Source organism: Streptomyces sp. NPDC002640, assembly GCF_053592575.1.
The window spans coordinates 309992-325786 of the sequence record NZ_JBSFVZ010000001.1 but is presented as its reverse complement, the minus strand read 5'-3'; the positions used below and the strand labels follow the sequence as shown (position 1 = coordinate 325786).

At 74.5% G+C, this 15795-nt stretch carries 13 protein-coding genes; 10 read left to right on the top strand and 3 right to left on the bottom strand.

The window, feature by feature from the left end; translation table 11 throughout:
- Positions 1-562: 562 nt before the first annotated feature.
- Positions 563-2350, bottom strand: a complete 1788-nt coding sequence (locus ACWD3O_RS01440) for a SpoIIE family protein phosphatase (protein ID WP_451409594.1) — start codon at positions 2348-2350, stop codon at positions 563-565.
- 268 nt (positions 2351-2618) lie between these two features.
- Positions 2619-3791: a PP2C family protein-serine/threonine phosphatase gene (locus ACWD3O_RS01435; RefSeq protein ID WP_451409593.1), complete on the bottom strand. Its 1173-nt coding sequence runs from the start codon at positions 3789-3791 to the stop codon at positions 2619-2621.
- 198 nt (positions 3792-3989) lie between these two features.
- Between ACWD3O_RS01435 and ACWD3O_RS01430 the strand changes: the two genes are divergently transcribed.
- The 9 genes from ACWD3O_RS01430 (at position 3990) to ACWD3O_RS01390 (ending at position 13257) form a co-directional block, all read left to right on the top strand.
- The gene (locus ACWD3O_RS01430) at positions 3990-4427 is read left to right on the top strand and encodes a MarR family winged helix-turn-helix transcriptional regulator (RefSeq protein ID WP_356136678.1); all 438 of its coding nucleotides are present in this window, start codon (positions 3990-3992) and stop codon (positions 4425-4427) included.
- Positions 4428-4761: 334 nt separating this feature from the next.
- A complete protein-coding gene (locus tag ACWD3O_RS01425) occupies positions 4762-5430 on the top strand; it encodes a flavin reductase family protein (protein WP_451414489.1) in 669 nt (222 codons plus the stop codon).
- Positions 5431-5735: 305 nt separating this feature from the next.
- Complete coding sequence (locus tag ACWD3O_RS01420; RefSeq protein WP_451414488.1) at positions 5736-8411, top strand: FG-GAP-like repeat-containing protein; 2676 nt, start codon at positions 5736-5738, stop codon at positions 8409-8411.
- Between the two features lie 297 nt (positions 8412-8708).
- The gene (locus ACWD3O_RS01415) at positions 8709-8912 is read left to right on the top strand and encodes a cold-shock protein (protein WP_043247736.1); all 204 of its coding nucleotides are present in this window, start codon (positions 8709-8711) and stop codon (positions 8910-8912) included.
- A 164-nt stretch (positions 8913-9076) separates the two neighbouring features.
- Positions 9077-9949 carry an NAD(P)H-binding protein gene (locus ACWD3O_RS01410; RefSeq protein ID WP_451409590.1) on the top strand — a complete coding sequence of 291 codons (873 nt, stop codon included), beginning with the start codon at positions 9077-9079 and terminating at the stop codon, positions 9947-9949.
- Between the two features lie 113 nt (positions 9950-10062).
- Complete coding sequence (locus ACWD3O_RS01405) at positions 10063-10467, top strand: TOBE domain-containing protein (protein WP_451409589.1); 405 nt, start codon at positions 10063-10065, stop codon at positions 10465-10467.
- 131 nt (positions 10468-10598) lie between these two features.
- Positions 10599-11363: a molybdate ABC transporter substrate-binding protein gene (modA, locus tag ACWD3O_RS01400; protein ID WP_451414487.1), complete on the top strand. Its 765-nt coding sequence runs from the start codon at positions 10599-10601 to the stop codon at positions 11361-11363.
- Positions 11360-12184 carry an ABC transporter permease gene (locus ACWD3O_RS01395; RefSeq protein ID WP_451414486.1) on the top strand — a complete coding sequence of 275 codons (825 nt, stop codon included), beginning with the start codon at positions 11360-11362 and terminating at the stop codon, positions 12182-12184. Before modA ends, ACWD3O_RS01395 begins: the two co-directional genes overlap by 4 nt.
- Positions 12181-13257, top strand: a complete 1077-nt coding sequence (locus ACWD3O_RS01390; RefSeq protein WP_451414485.1) for an ABC transporter ATP-binding protein — start codon at positions 12181-12183, stop codon at positions 13255-13257. The genes ACWD3O_RS01395 and ACWD3O_RS01390 overlap by 4 nt, the downstream gene beginning before the upstream one ends.
- Here ACWD3O_RS01390 and ACWD3O_RS01385 read toward each other — a convergent pair.
- Positions 13252-13380, bottom strand: coding sequence for a hypothetical protein (locus ACWD3O_RS01385; protein WP_451409585.1), 129 nt, complete (start codon positions 13378-13380; stop codon positions 13252-13254). The genes ACWD3O_RS01390 and ACWD3O_RS01385 overlap by 6 nt on opposite strands.
- Positions 13381-13864: 484 nt before the next feature.
- Here ACWD3O_RS01385 and ACWD3O_RS01380 point away from each other — a divergent pair, with 484 nt between their 5' ends.
- A complete protein-coding gene (locus ACWD3O_RS01380; protein WP_451414484.1) occupies positions 13865-15577 on the top strand; it encodes a glycoside hydrolase family 13 protein in 1713 nt (570 codons plus the stop codon).
- Positions 15578-15795: the final 218 nt, after the last annotated feature.

Here is a 15795-nt window from a genome sequence, read left to right as displayed (position 1 = left end):
CCCCCGCCGACACGGCCCAGGGCACCCCCAAGGCCCCCACCCCCACCGGCACCCCGCCCCACAACACCGGCTCGGCCCACGACGCGGCCTCGCCCCACAACACCGGCTCGGCCCACGACGCGGCCTCGCCCCACAACACCGGCTCGGCCCACGACGCGGCCTCGCTCCACAACACCGGCTCGGCCCACGACACCGCCTCGCCCCGCGACGCGGCCTCGCCCCACGACACCGCCCCGTCCCGCGACACCGCCTCGGCCCACGACGCTGCCTCGCCCCACGACACCGCCCCGTCCCGCGACACCGCCTCGGCCCACGACGCTGCCTCGACCGTCACCGCCGATCCGCAGACCGCCCGGGACAGCCCCGCTCCGGCCGGCACCGCCGCGCCCGGCCCCGTCCGCGCCGACACCGCCCCGGTCGACGAGGCCCAGGGCCACCCCGTGCCACCTCCCCGCACCGGCCCGCCACACCACGACGCCCCCGACTCCGGCCCCGCCCAGGACCGCACCCCCGAGCCCTAGCTGGCTCCCCGCCCCGCGGCGGCCCCCCGGGGCCGCGGGGGTCAGGACCGCACCACGCGGCCCTCCGGCGAACCGCCGCGCTGAGCGGGCACCCCCGAGGGCCTCAGCACGTGGCACAGGAGCAGGCAGACGTCGTCGTCGCCCTCCGAGTCGTGCAGGAGCGGCTTGAGCAGCGAGTCGGCCGCGGCCTCCGCGTCCTGCTCCAGCTCGGGCGGCGGGATCTCGCCGAGCGTGCGGCACAGCCGCGCGATGCCCGGATCGATGCCCTGGGCCCGGCGTTCCACCAGGCCGTCGGTGTACATCACCAGCGACGAGCCGGCGGGCAGCGTGACGCGCTGGTCGGTGTGGACGAACGGCACCGGGATGCCGAGCATCACGCCCGGCTTCGCGCCCAGCACCCGCACCTCGCCGTCGGGAGCGCGCACCACGGCGGGCGGGTGGCCGGCCGACGCCCAGACGACCTCCGGCTCGCCGGGCCGGAACCGCGCGATCATCGCGGTGGCGTACAGGTCGGGCTGGAGGTGCCGGAGCATGCCGTGCAGCCGGGTGAGGATCGCCGCGGGGCTGGCGTTCTCCACCGCGTAGGCGCGCAGCGCGGTGCGCAGCTGGCCCATCAGGACGGCCGCGTGCAGACCGTGACCGGTCACGTCGCCTATGACGGCCAGCACGCTGCCGTCGGGCTGGAGGAAGGCGTCGTACCAGTCGCCGCCGATGTTGAGGCCGCGGGTGGCGGGCAGGTAGCGCGCGGCGAGCCCCAGCCCCTCGGGGGTGGGGAGTTCGGTGAGCTGCGCGCGCTGCAGGGCCTCCGCGGTGTCGCGGTACTGCTCGTAGCGGTAGGCGTTGTCCAGGGCGACGCCGACGCGGCGGGCGAGTTCGAGCAGCATCACCGGGACGTCGGCGTCGAACCGCGGCCCGGGGGCGGTGAGGGTGAGCACGCCCAGCAGGCGGCTCGCCGTCAGCGGGACGGCCAGCAGCGGCCGGTGCGGGAAGAGCACCGACGGCGGCAGGTCGTCGACGCCGGGCAGGTCGCCGGGGTGGGTGGCGGCGTACTGGGGACGGCCGGTGCGGGCGGCGGCCACCGCGGCCGCGGAGTGGTCCCGCACGCGGCGGGTGCGCCCGTCGTGCTCCTCCTCGTCCTCCTCGTCGAAGAGCCAGACCTCGAGGTGTTCCGCGTACTCCGGGACCAGCAGGTCGGAGAGCCTGCGCAGGATGACGGTGCGGCTGAGGGAGGCCGTGAGGGCGGCGCTGGCCTCGCCGAGGAAGGACTGCAGCCGCTGCGCGCGCTCGGCCTCGGCCCGGGTGGTCCGCTCCGCGTCCAGCAGGTCCCGCTGGGCCAGCGCGGCCGCCTCCAGGTCGGAGTGGAGGGCCAGCACACCGCGGTTGGTCTGGTTCAGCTCCTCGCGGTGCAGCCGGACCAGGTGCTCCTGCTCGTCCAGCAGATGGAGGACGGCCGCGGTGTCCTCGTCGGCCCGCAGCAGGGCCTCCGCGAGCGGCGGATCGTCGGGGGCGGCCCGGGAGGGCAGGCGCTGCAGCGGGCAGCTGAGGTCAGGCGGGTCGTCGGGGGCCGGGGCGAAGGCGGCACCGGCCCGCCGCAGCCAGGCGTCCAGCCGGGCGCGCCCCGCGCCGTCCGGGCGGACCCGGAGCAGCAGCTCCCACTCGCCGCCCTCGTCGAGGCGGCGTCGCAGCCGTTCGGCCAGCGACGTCACGAAGCGGGCCCGGTCCGGCGCCGAGGCGCCGCCGTCGCCGGCGATGCCCGCCGCGGCCGCACGGGCCCGGGCCGCGTCGGCGACGGACGCGATCCGCCGGACCTCTGCTCGAGCTGTCGTCATGGGCATCCGATGGGTCGGGGGCGGGCGCGGCCCGCCGGAGCGTGGTCGCGCGGACAACGTCGTGGCGCCCTCACCGGGTGGTCCGCCCGGTTCGGGCGCCGGCTCCTGCACCCCCTCGTGCTCCGCCACGGCGTCGTCCCCCTGTCGCGTGCACGGACGGCCGGCCTCGTGGCGGCCGTCGGACCAATTATTGCCGCATGGCAACAGTCAGCGCGAGGCCGTGTGGGGGTGCCGACACCGGATCGCCACAATCCGCCGGCCTGCCCGGTCACGCTGCGGCAGGCCTTCCGTACCAGTCCAGGCACACCACCAGGGCGTCGTCCTCCGGAATCCGCTGGCCGCGGTGTCCGGTCAGCTCCCGGAGGATGGCGCGGGGCACCTCCGCGGCGGGCAGCAGCCGGGTGGACTGCATCGCCCGGGCGAGCGCCGTGTCACCGTAGGCCTCGCCCTTGGGGGAGGCCACCTCGTGCACCCCGTCGCTGACGAAGACCAGCCGGTCACCGGGCTCCACCTGGAACTCCTGGGCCACGTAGTCGGTCTCCTCGAACATGCCCAGCGGCAGCTGGGCTTCGAAGGTGACGGGCTCCACCGAGCCGTCCCGCAGCCGCAGCAGCCGGGGGGACCCCGCGTCCACCACACCCGCCCGGCCGGTGGCCAGGTCGAAGTCGAACATCAGGACGGACAGGTAGCAGCGCCCCCGGTAGTGGGCGTAGACGGCCTGGTCCGCCAGGGCGGCCTGGTCGGCGATGGGGATGCCGGCCCGGCGGGCGTTGCGCAGCGCGCTGATGGCGAGGTTGGTCAGCAGGGAGGCCTCGATGCCCTCGCCCATGCCGTTGGTGACGTAGAGCGTGAGCCGGTCGGCGGTCGAGGCCCAGTCGAAGTTGTCCCCGAAGATGGCGTAGGCGGGCTCCAGCTGGGCGCCGAGCTCGTACTCGGGGCGGGAACAGGAGCGGCCCGGCAGCATGTGCCACTGCATCTCGGCGGCCAGCGTGAGCCGGTCCACCCGGCGGGCCTGCATGAAGAGGTCGGTGTCGCGTTCGGCCACGATCACCTCGTGCCCGAGCACCTGGGCGATCTCGGCCAGCTCGTCCTCCCAACGGCGGACGGCGTCGCCGTCGGGAAGGGTCACGCTCAGCACACCGAGCCGGTCGCCGCGGACGCTGACCGGGAGGTGCAGGCGCACCCGCCCGTCGCGCCGCTCCTCACGGTGGGGCCGCTGCGAGCCGAAGGCCCGGCCCTCCGCGCTGTTGTACACGGAGACCGGTTCCAGGGTGTGCGGCAGCACCGACACCGGCTGGAGCACGCTCACTCCGTAGTCGGCCATGAACAGCTCGACCTCCTCGGCGCCGTACTGCTCCCGCAGTACGGCACGCGTGGCGTCGAGCAACGCATGGGGAGCCGCTGTGCGCAAAGCGCGTTCAACGGCCACGAATCTGTCCATGAGGGAAATACTCACCATTCCTTCCCCGGGCGACGTGCGCGCCCTGCCATGAGGCCGGGGTCCGGTCCCCACCGCGTCGGTTGCCATCGGTCACCTGCCGCCCGCGGGAGCGCCTAGTACGCTGACAGGCATCCCAGCGCCTGCGAGAGTGTGACTGTGACTGCCTTCCGCCGCCCCGAGCCCGACGAGGTCGCACGTGTGACCACGACGGCCGTCGAGCTGCTGGAGGTCGTGTGGGGCCGCGCCTCGACGGCGCCCACCTCCGCCTCCCAGCTGCGGGTGCTGCACATCCTCGAGCACCACGACGGCATCAAGCTGCGCACGCTCGCCGAGACCCTGGCCTCGACCCCGCCCTCGACGAGCAGGCTGTGCGACCGGCTTCAGGCCGCCGGTTTCGTCGAGCGAGTGGCGAGCCCGGAGGACCGCCGCGAGGTCCGGCTGCACCTGAGCAGCCGGGGACACGCCTTCCTCGCCGACCTGCGCAGCCGCCGGGAGCGGGAGCTGCGCAAGGTGCTGGCCGACATGCCCGCCGCGAAGCGGGTCGCCCTGCTGGAAGGGCTGGAGGCGTTCTGCGCCACCGCGGCCACGCAGATACTCGACGACGACGCCCCGGCGTCCGGCAGCCGTACCGCCTGACCCGCCGTTCGCGGTCCCGCCGCCGCCCTTCGGCCTCGGCTCCCCGCGGGCGCCCGGGGCCTTCGACGCATCCGTCGACCGGAGCATTCCAGGTCCTTCCCCGCGCACGTCCGACACGGTTACTTTGTTGCCTGATGGCTATTATTGTCAAACGGCAACAATTCGTCCGACAGCCCTTGTCGGGATCCTGTTACCCCGCTCCGGTCCGTTCTGTCAGGGCATGTGCGTCATGTCTCCGAGCGGCGCCCCGAGGCCCGGGGAGGCGCGGCGGTCGGCCCGGGGAGGCGTAACGGTTCGGCAGTGGTCGAACCGTCGGGCTTCTAGCGTTCCGGGCATGACGCACGACACGCATCAGGTGATCCGGCCCACCGTCCTCTACTTCGGCACCCCGGTAGTGCTGCTCAGCACCGGGAACCGGGACGGCACCGCCAACCTGGCCCCCGTCTCCTCCGTGTGGGCGCTCGGACAGCACCTGGTCCTCGGCCTGGGCGTGGAGAGCCGCACGGCGCGGAACCTGGCGGAGCGGCCGGAGGTGGTGGTCAACGTCGCCTCGCCCGAACTGTGGGAGCGGGTGGAGCGTCTGGCGCCACTGACCGGCGAGGACCCGGTGCCGGAGAGCAAGCGGGCGGTGTACCGGCACGAAGGGGACAAGTTCGCCGCCGCCGGGCTGACGCCGCGCGCCTCCGACCTGGTGGCGCCGCCCCGGGTCGCGGAGTGCGGACTGCAGCTGGAGGCCAGGGCGACGGCGCTGCACCCGGGCGGGCGGGGCAGCTTCCTCGCGGTGGAGTGCGAGGTCCTGCGGGTGCACGCGGACCGGCGGATCGTGGTCCCCGGGACGCACCACGTCGACCCCGGCGCATGGAACCCGCTCATCTACAACTTCCGGCACTACCACGGTCTTTCGCCCGAGGTCGGCCACGGATTCCGTTCGGAGACGGCCGCCGCGCAGCGGGATGCGGCCCCACGCCGGGTGACCGCCCGCGGACGGGCGCGGAGCCGGTGAACCGGCCGCGGAGGCGTCGCCCCGTGCCGAAATCTCCGGACATCACCCGCGCCACCGGAGCAACGGCAGATCGCTACCGTCTCCCGTACAACCTTTGACACGCCTGCGCAGTCATGTACATGAGGCCGGGAGGAATCTCCACGGGCGCGTACCCGCGCGCCCGCGAGGCGACAGCGCCGACCCGCATCCGCGTGGTGCGCCGTTCGCTTCTTCCGCCCGCCTCCTACCCGACGCACCAAGGCGTCGACAGACGTGAGGTAGGAGTTTTGAGACGTCGTACAGCACATGCCTACCGCCCGCTGAGCATGAAGCGCCGAGCCTGGGTCACCCTGGGCGCCGTGCTGCTCGGCGGCGGTGGCGTGGCGACTTACGCCATGGCCGACCCGCCGGCATCCGCCTCCCCGGCCGAGCAGGCGCGTGACAAGCGCCCGGTGCGGGTCTACGACCTGCCGCTGCCGGGCAACAGCGCGGAGAAGGAACTCCCGCGCACGGGGACCAAGCTCTTCTCGATGCTGGGCGTCTCCTGGGACGCCGCCGAGAAGCAGTTCGACGGCACCGCCCAGGTCCGCACCCGCAACGCGGACACCGGCACGTGGTCCCCCTGGCAGGACCTCGAGTTCCACCTGTCCCCGCCGGAGGACCCCACCGCCGCGATGCGCGGCGCCTCCGAGCCGCTCTGGGTCGGTCCGTCCGACGGCGTCGAGGTGCAGGTCGTCCGCGAGGACGGCACCACCGAGGCGATCCCCAAGGGCATGCAGGTCAACATGATCGACCCCGGCGTGGTCACCACCGCGGAGACCAGGTCGGTGGACGTCCAGTTCGAGCCCGCCGCCTTCAGTGCCACCACCGAGGACGGCGAGAGCCCCTCGCCCACGGTGCCCGAGCCGACCGGTCAGCCGACGCAGCCCGCCGAGGAGACCACCCCGCCGGCCGAGGCGACCACGCCGCCCGCCGACGGGAGCCCGACGCCGACCGCGGAGCCGAGCACCCCCTCCGAGGAGCCCAGCGAGACGGAGCCGCCGGTCGTCAAGCCGACCGCGCCGCCGTCCACGGTCACCCGGCCCCCGATCATCAGCCGGGCCCAGTGGGGCGCGGACGAGTCCACCGTCGAGGACCCGTCGGACTACATCGAGAAGGTCGAAGCGGTCTTCGTCCACCACACCGTGGGCTCCAACAGCTACAGCTGCGCGGAGTCCTCGGCCCTGGTGCGCGGTGTGATGGCGTTCCACATCGGGACCAACGGGTGGAACGACCTCGGCTACAACTTCCTGGTCGACAAGTGCGGCCAGATCTTCGAGGGCCGCAGCGGCGGCGCCGACCTCCCGGTCCTGGGCGCCCACACCTACGGCTTCAACACCTACTCCACCGGCATCGCCTTCCTCGGCGACTTCGAGGGCGAGGAGGGCAAGCCGGCCGGCAGGCCCACCCGCGCCGCGCTGGAGTCGGCCGCCCGGATCGCCGCGTGGAAGCTGGGCCAGTACGGCGGCAACCCCACCGGCAAGGTCACCCTGAAGGCCGGCGCCGACACCGGCGTCTGGAAGAAGGACGAGCTGGCCAACCTCAACGTGATCTCCGGTCACCGCGACGGCTACAACACCGCCTGCCCCGGCGAGGCCCTGTACGGCAAGCTCGGCGAGATCCGCCGGATCGCGGCGAGCCCGCTGCGCAACGCCGCCGTCCCGACCGCCGACTTCAACCGTGACGGCGTCACCGACCTGGTGGCCGGCATTCCGCGGGCGTCCAGCAGCAAGGGCAGCGTGGTGGTCGTCCCCGGCTCCACCGACGGCCCCGACGGACCGCTCCGCAAGGTGATCTCGCAGAGCTCGGCGGGTGTCGCCGGCTCCTCGGAGTCCGGCGACAACTGGGGCGCGGCCAGCGCCTGGGGCGACGTGGACGGTGACGGCCACGCCGACCTGGTGGTCGGCGCCCCCGGCGAGGACGGCACCGTCGGCACGGACGCCGGCTCGGTCACCGTGCTGTACGGCCCCACGCTCACCCGCAGCTCGTTCGTCGCCGACCCCGTGAAGAAGGCGGGCGCGAAGCTGGGCTCCACCGTGGCGGTCGGCGACTTCGACTCCGACGGCAAGGCGGACGTGTTCTCGGCCGGCACCGGCGGCGGAGGCGTCTGGGCCACCAGCATCACCGGCAAGAACACCCAGTCCGGCAAGCTGACCAGCTCCACCTCGGCCGTGGCCTACCTGGACTCGGCGACCGGCGACTTCAACCGCGACGGCTACGCCGACGTGGCCCTGAACTACCGCGACCAGTCCTCCGTGGGCCGGGTCACCTGGTTCAAGGGCTCCGCCACCGGCCTGACCAAGGTCAGCGTCCTGTCCGTCAAGGGCGGCCGCTCCATCGCGGCGGGCGACGTCAACGGCAACGGCTACGACGACATCGTCATCGGCCAGCCGTACACCTCCGAGTCCGGCGCCAAGTCCGGCGGCCAGGTCACCGTGGTCCCGGGCACCTCCACCGGGTTCACCACCACCGGGATGAAGACGGTCCACCAGGACACCTCCGGCGTCCCGGGCTCCGCCGAGGCCGGCGACGCCATGGGCTGGTCGGTGTCGGCGGGCGACTACAACCTGGACGGTTACGCGGACGTCCTCACCGGCGCGCCGCGCGAGGACATCACCCGCAGCGGCAACCGCGCCGACGCGGGCATGGTGTTCCTGCTGAAGGGCAGTTCCTCCGGCCTCACCGGCTCCGGGGCGCTCGGCTACACCCAGGACAGCTCGGGCATCGGCGGCGCCACCGAGAGCAACGACCGGTTCGGTTCGGCCGTGGTCCTCCAGGACCTGTCCGGCTGGGGCCGCGCCGACCTCGCCATCGGCGTGGAGGGCGAGGACTCCTCCACCGGCACCGTCCTCCAGCTGGACTCCGGCAGCTCCGGCATCTCCACCACGGGCGGCGTCTACTACGGCAACGGCACGCTGGGCACCCCGTCCGGCGGCCACCTGGGCCAGACCCTGCAGCCGTGACGGCACCGGGCCGGGAAGGTCCGCCTCCCGCGAGGCGCTTCCCGGCCCGGTGTTGTTTTATTCCTGTGCACGCAAGAATTCCCGGACGAATGTTCTTTCCGGGAAGGCTCGACATATCGCCGGCGGCCTGTGCTACGGTGGTGCCAGTTGCAGTTTTGGTTACCAGAGACTTCTTGAGTGTTCTCAGACGACCTTTACGTCTACGGGAACACTCTTTTTCTTTTCCGGATATTGCCAGAGCAGCGACCCCGGAGCCACGAGGTGTGGCTCCGGAAACTGCCCACAAGGAGATTTCAGATGGCATCCGGCACCGTGAAGTGGTTCAACGCGGAAAAGGGCTTCGGCTTCATCGAGCAGGACGGCGGCGGCGCCGACGTCTTCGCCCACTACTCGAACATCAACTCCTCCGGCTTCCGTGAGCTGCAGGAGGGTCAGCGCGTGAACTTCGACGTCACGCAGGGCCAGAAGGGCCCGCAGGCGGAGAACATCACCCCCGCCTGACGCGTACCGCGCACCGCGCAGCATCATGGCCGGGCCCGCACTCCTCGTGAGTGCGGGCCCGGTCCGCGTTGTGCCCCGGGTCGCTCGCGTTGTGCCCCGGGTCTTCCCGGGCCTTTCCGTGGGGTGCTTGCGCGCGGGCCGGGGCGCCGGGGGATCCTGTGCCCATGCGCATGGTTGTGACCGGGGCCACCGGAAGTCTGGGCACGCTGGTGATCGAGGGGCTGCTGGAACGGCTGCCGGCCGACCGGGTGGTCGCGGTGGTGCGGAGCCGGGAGAAGGGCGCGGCGTTCGCCGCGCGGGGCGTGCGGCTCGCCGTCGCCGACTACGACGTCCCGGACAGCCTGGCCGGCGTGTTCCGGCCGGGCGACCGGGTGCTGCTGATCTCCGCGAACGACCCCACCGCGGACCGGGTGGCCCAGCACCGGGCGGTGATCGACGCGGCGACGGACGCGGGGGCGGCGCTGCTGGCGTACACCAGCGCGCCGGCGGCGCTGACGTCCCGCCTGGCCGACGTCCACCGGCGCACCGAGGGCCTGGTGCTCGCCTCCGGGCTGCCGTACACGCTGCTGCGGAACAACTGGTACACGGAGGTCTTCACGGAGCAGCTGCCACTGGTGCTGCACCTGGGGGTCCTCGCCCGGGCCGCGGGCGACGGCCGCGTCGCCTCCGCCTCCCGCGCGGACTACGCCGCGGCGGCGGTCGCGGTGCTGACCGGCGACGCCGCGGGGCACGTGAACCGGACCTACGAGCTCACCGGCGACACGGCGTGGTCCCTCGCGGAGTACGCCGCCGAGGTGGGGGCGTGGGCGGGGCGTGACATCCCGTACCGGGCGTTGTCCTACGACGGGTACGTGGCGTCGTTGGTGGGGGCGGGCCTGCCGGAGGAGGCTGCCGCGCTCCTCGCGGGCGCGGACGTCTCCATCGCCCGCGGCGAGCTCGCCCGCACCACCCCCGACCTCTCCACCCTCCTCGCCCGCCCCACCACCCCCATGCCCCACACCGTCGCCCGCACCCTGCACGGCCTCCTCCCCGCCTGACCGACGCCCTGCGGGGGCCTCGATCGCCCCGTGGGGAGGGTGGGGCGCGGATGCGAGGGGAGGGACGCGGAAGGGCTTGCAGGTGCGGGGAGTTGAGCCGTAGGTTGGCGCACATGCGGGAATACTCGATAGGGCGCGCCGCCCGGCTCCTCGGGGTCAGCGCGGACACCGTCCGCCGCTGGGCCGACGCCGGCCGCCTCGTGACCCGCCGGGACGACTCCGGCCGCCGCGTCGTCGCCGGCCCCGACCTCGCCGCGTTCGCGGTCGAACTCGCCCAGGACGGCGACGGCGAACGCGCCCCCTACACCTCCGCGCGGAACGCCTTCCCCGGCATCGTGACCGCCGTGAAGCTCGGCGACGTCGCCGCGCAGGTCGAGATCCAGGCCGGCCCGCACCGCCTGGTGTCGCTGATGACCCGGGAGGCCGTGGAGGAACTCGGACTGGAGGTGGGCGTGGAGGCCACGGCCCGCGTGAAGGCGACCAGCGTGCACGTCGACCGGCCGGTGGACTCCCGGTGACCCGCGGCCGCAGTCGCAGCCGCAGCCGCGTCGGTGGTCGCGTCGGCTTCCGCGTCGCCGGTCGAAGCGGCGGTCGCGTCGGTGGTCGCGTCGGTGGTCGCAGCGGCGTCCGCGTCGGTGGTCGCGGTCGCTTGGCCGCCGCGCTCGGCGCCGCCGGAGCCGGCCTCCTCACGCTCGCGCTCTCCGGCTGCTCCGCCCAGGACACCGGCCCCACGGTGACCGTCTTCGCCGCCGCCTCGCTCAAGGAGTCGTTCACCACCCTCGGCGAGGAGTACGAGGAGCGGAACCCCGGCACCGAGGTCGAGTTCAGCTTCGGCGGCAGCGACACCCTGGCCGCGGGCATCACCGGCGGCGCCCCCGCCGACGTGTTCGCCTCCGCCGACGAGGCCACCATGGCCCGGGTGACCCGCGCCGGGGGAACGTCCGGGCAGCCGCAGGTCTTCGCCCGGAACCGGCTGCGGATCGTCACCGCCCCCGGCAACCCGCACCGCGTCCAGAGCCTCGGCGACCTCGCCCGCCCCGAACTGAAGGTCGTGCTCTGCGACGCCGCCGTGCCCTGCGGCGCCGCCGCCCGCACGGTGCTGGAGACCGCCCGGGTCCGCGTCCGCCCCGTCTCGTACGAGCAGGACGTCAAGGGCGCGCTCACCAAGGTGCGGCTCAAGGAGGCCGACGCCGCGCTGGTGTACGCGACCGACGTGCGGGCCGCCGGGGACACGGTGACCGGCGTGGAGTTCCCGGAGGCGGAGACGGCCCTGAACAGCTACCCCATCGCCGTGCTCAAGGACGCGCCGCACCCGGAGGAGGCCGAGGAGTTCGTGGAGTTCGTGCGCTCCGCGGAGGGCCGCCGGGTGCTGCGCGCGGCGGGCTTCATGGAACCCGGAGCGGGCCGGCCGTGAGGACCGGCGCCGCCACCGCGAAGGGCCGGCGGACCACCGGTCGCGCGCCCCTCGCCCTGCTCGTGCCCGCCGCCGCCGGCCTGGTGTTCCTGCTGCTGCCCCTGGCGGCGCTCCTGCTGCGCGCCCCCTGGTCGGAACTGCCCACGCAGCTCGGCGAACCACAGGTCTGGGAGGCGCTGCGGCTGTCGCTGCTCTCCGCCACCGCGGCGACCGCGGTCTGCCTGGTGCTGGGCGTCCCGCTGGCCTGGGTGCTGGCCCGCACCGACCTCCCCGGCCGAGGGCTGCTGCGCGCCCTGGTGACGCTGCCGCTGGTGCTGCCGCCGGTGGTCGGCGGTGTGGCGCTGCTCATGGCGCTGGGCCGGGACGGCCTGGTGGGCCGGCTGCTGGACGACTGGTTCGGGGTGACACTGCCGTTCACCACGGCGGGCGTGATCGTCGCCGAGGCGTTCGTGGCGATGCCGTTCCTGGTGATCAGCGTGGAGGGCACGCTGCGCGCCGCCGACCCCCGCTTCGAGGAGGCCGCGGCCACCCTGGGAGCGTCCCGGTTCACCGCCTTCCGACGTGTGACGCTGCCGCTGATCGCCCCGGGAGTGGCGGCGGGCGCGGTGCTGGCCTGGGCCCGGGCACTCGGCGAGTTCGGCGCGACCATCACCTTCGCCGGCAACTTCCCGGGCCGCACCCAGACCATGCCGCTCGCCGTCTACCTGGCGCTGCAGAGCGACCCGGCGGCGGCGGTGGCGCTCTCCCTGGTGCTGCTGGCGGTCTCCGTCGCGGTGCTGGGCGCGATGCGGGAGCGGTGGACGACGGGGGTGGGCGCGTGACGGACGGCCTCGACGCCCGCCTGGTCGTACGGCGCGGCGACTTCCTGCTGGACGTGGCGCTGACCGCCGCACCCGGCGAGGTGGTGGCCCTGCTCGGCCCCAACGGCGCGGGCAAGACCACCGCGCTGCGCGCCCTGGCCGGGCTCACCCCGCTGGACGACGGCCACCTCCTGCTCGACGGCCGGGAGTTGTCCGCACTGCCCGCCGAGAACCGGCCGGTCGGCGTCGTCTTCCAGGACTACCTCCTCTTCCCGCACCTGTCCGCCCTCGACAACGTGGCGTTCGGCCTGCGCTGCCGGGGCCTGTCCCGGCGGGAGGCACGGGCCGAGGCCGCGCGGCGGCTGGAGCGGATGGGGCTCGAGCGGCACGCCACCGCACGCCCGCGCCACCTCTCCGGCGGCCAGGCCCAGCGCGTCGCGCTGGCACGGGCGTTGGCCACCCGGCCGCGTCTGCTGCTGCTCGACGAACCACTGGCGGCCCTCGACGCCCGCACCCGGCTGGAGACGCGGGCCGCCCTGCGACGGCACCTGGACGAGTTCGAGGCGGTGGCCGTGCTGGTGACGCACGACCCGCTGGACGCGATGGTGCTGGCGGACCGGCTGGTGGTCGTGGAGGGCGGCCGGGTGGTGCAGACGGGCACCCCGGACCTGATCGCCCGGCGCCCCCGCACCGACTACGTCGCCCGCCTGGTCGGCCTCAACCTGTACCGCGGCACGGCCTCGGGGCACCAGGTGCGGGTGGAGGGCGGCGGGGGCGAAGCCCCCGCCGGCGTCACCGTCACCGTTGCCGAGGAGCTGTCCGGCGAGGTGTTCGTCGCCTTCCCCCCGTCCGCGGTGACGCTCCACCGGGAACGCCCGGCGGGCACCAGCGCACGCAACGTGTGGCGCTGCCGGGTCGCGGGGATGGAGTCGCACGGCGACCGCGTCCGCGCCGACCTCACCGGCGAGCTGCCCATGGCGGCGGACCTCACCACCGTCTCGGCCGCCGAGCTGGGACTCGCTCCCGGCGGCGAGGTGTGGGCCACGGTCAAGGCCGGACAGACCCACGCGTACCCGGCGGACGTGCGGTCATAACCGCTCGGTCGCCTGCTCCACGACCTCCGTGCCGGTCGCCCCGGCACCCGCCGGGACGGCGGCCGCGGGGCCGACCTGCGCGGCCAGGACCAGCGCCGCCACCGCCACCAGTGCGGCTCCCACGGCACGGAGATGACGTGCGTGCGTCCGTCGGATCAAGGCGACCTCGTCGAGCTCGGTGGACCAAGGTGAACAACGATCAACGTGCGCTTCAACCTAGAGCCGCCCATACCGAACATCAAGACCTGTAAGGGGAGTTGGCGGCCCCTAAGCGTGACGAAACAGGCGAACGGACCCCGCCCGGCGCCGTAGCGGCGGGCCTGGGCGGCGGACGCGGGCCGCAGGCGGGGGCGGCGGCACCGGCGGCGGGCGGCAGGCGGGGGTGGCGGGCAGCGGGACCCGGGGGCCCGACGGTGACATCGGGGGCGTCGGGCGGTGGCCCTGGGCCGCGGCGTCCGGCGCCCGGCGCCCGGCGACCGGCGACCGGCGGCTGCACGGCTGAGAGGCGGGCGGGATTTCCCCCCGTGCCCGCGCGGCATGAACGCGGTCGTCCACACGTTGTGAACAGTGGAGGGAGGTAACGGAGCCGAGCCGCTCAGGAGTCGTCGTGACCGTCAGTCCCCCGCCCGAACCGAACACCGCCGGCCGGAACACCCCGGACCTGTCCTCCCGCGACCCCAACTGGTGGCGCCAGGCGGTGATCTACCAGGTGTACCCGCGCAGTTTCGCCGCGGCGAACGGCGGCGAGGCGGGCGACCTGCGGGGCGTCACCCGGCGGCTGGCCCACCTGGCGACGCTCGGCGTGGACGCGGTCTGGCTGAGCCCCTTCTACCCGTCGGAGCTCGCCGACGGCGGCTACGACGTCGCCCACTACCGCGACGTCGACCCCCGCCTCGGCACGCTGGAGGACTTCGACCTGATGGTCGCCGAGGCCCACCGGCTGGGCCTCAAGGTGCTCGTCGACCTGGTCCCCAACCACACCTCGCACCGGCACGCCTGGTTCCGGGAGGCCCTGCGGGCCGGACCGGGATCGCCGGCCAGGGACCGGTACGTCTTCCGCGACGGCCGCGGTCCGGACGGCGAACTGCCCCCGTCCGACTGGCAGTCGGTGTTCGGCGGCAGCGCCTGGCGGCGGGTGCCGGACGGCCAGTGGTACCTCCACCTCTTCGCACCCGAGCAGCCCGACCTCAACTGGGACAACGAGGAGGTCCGCGCCGACTTCCGCACCACCCTGCGGTTCTGGTCGGACCGCGGCGTCGACGGCTTCCGGGTGGATGTGGCGCACGCCCTCGCCAAGGACCTCACCGAGCCGCTCCGTGACCTCGGCGACCTGGCGGCCGGCGGGGACGAGGCGCTGGAGGGCATGGCGCCGGGCACGCACCCGCTCTACGACCGGGACGAGGTGCACGAGATCTACCGCGACTGGCGCAAGATCCTCGACTCCTACGCGCCGCCCCGGATGGCGGTCGCCGAGGCGTGGGTGCCGGGGCCGCGGCGGGTGCTGTACGCGCGCGCCGACGAGCTGGGGCAGGCGTTCAACTTCGCGTACCTGCGCACGCCGTGGGAGGCGACGGCACTGCGGGCGGTGATCACCGACTCGCTGGAGCAGGCGCGGGCGGCGGGCGCGTCGGCGACCTGGGTGCTCTCCAACCACGACGTCATCCGGCACGCCACCCGCCTCGCCCTGCCGCCGGAGGCCGACCCGGACGCCTGGCTGCTCTCCGACGGCCGCGAACCGCGGGTCGACGCGGAGCTGGGGCTGCGCCGGGCGCGGGCGGCGACGCTGCTGATGCTGGCGCTGCCGGGATCGGCGTACCTGTACCAAGGGGAGGAGCTGGGGCTGCCGGAGGTGGCCGACCTGCCGGCCGAGGCGCTGCGGGACCCGATCTGGGAGCAGACGGGGCACACGCGCAAGGGGCGCGACGGATGCCGGGTGCCGTTGCCGTGGACACGGGACGGCGCCGGGTTCGGATTCGGCTCCGGCTCCGGTTCCGCGGGCGAGGTGCCCTGGCTGCCGCAGCCGGCGTCCTTCGCCGAGCTGTCGGTGGAGGCACAGGACGGGGTGGAGGGCTCCACGCTGGAGCTCTACCGCGCGGCGCTGCGGATCCGGCGGGGGCTGCTGAGCGCGGACGAGTCCCTGACCTGGCGGGACGGCGGCGATCCGGGCGTCCTGCGCTTCGCCCGCCCGGGCGGCTGGCAGGTGGTCGCCAACACCTCCACCGCGCCGGTCCCCCTCCCACCGGGCCGCCCCCTGATCACCAGCGCCCCGCTGGACGGCCCCCTGCTGCCCCCGGACACCACGGCCTGGCTCAAGGCCTGACCACCCCTGCCGGGCGCCCGCGCCCGGACCGCGCCGGGTGCTCTTCCCACGCGGAGCCGGGCCGGTCCGGCGGCTCAGCCGGGGCGGGAGTCGTCAGTCCCGGCCCGGTCCGGGTCGGGACGGTCCCGGGGGCGGGGTACCTGGGGCTGCGGAGCCTGGGGCTGCGGAGCCTGGGCGTGCGGGGCCTGGGGCTGCGGGGCCTGGGGCTGCCGAGCCTG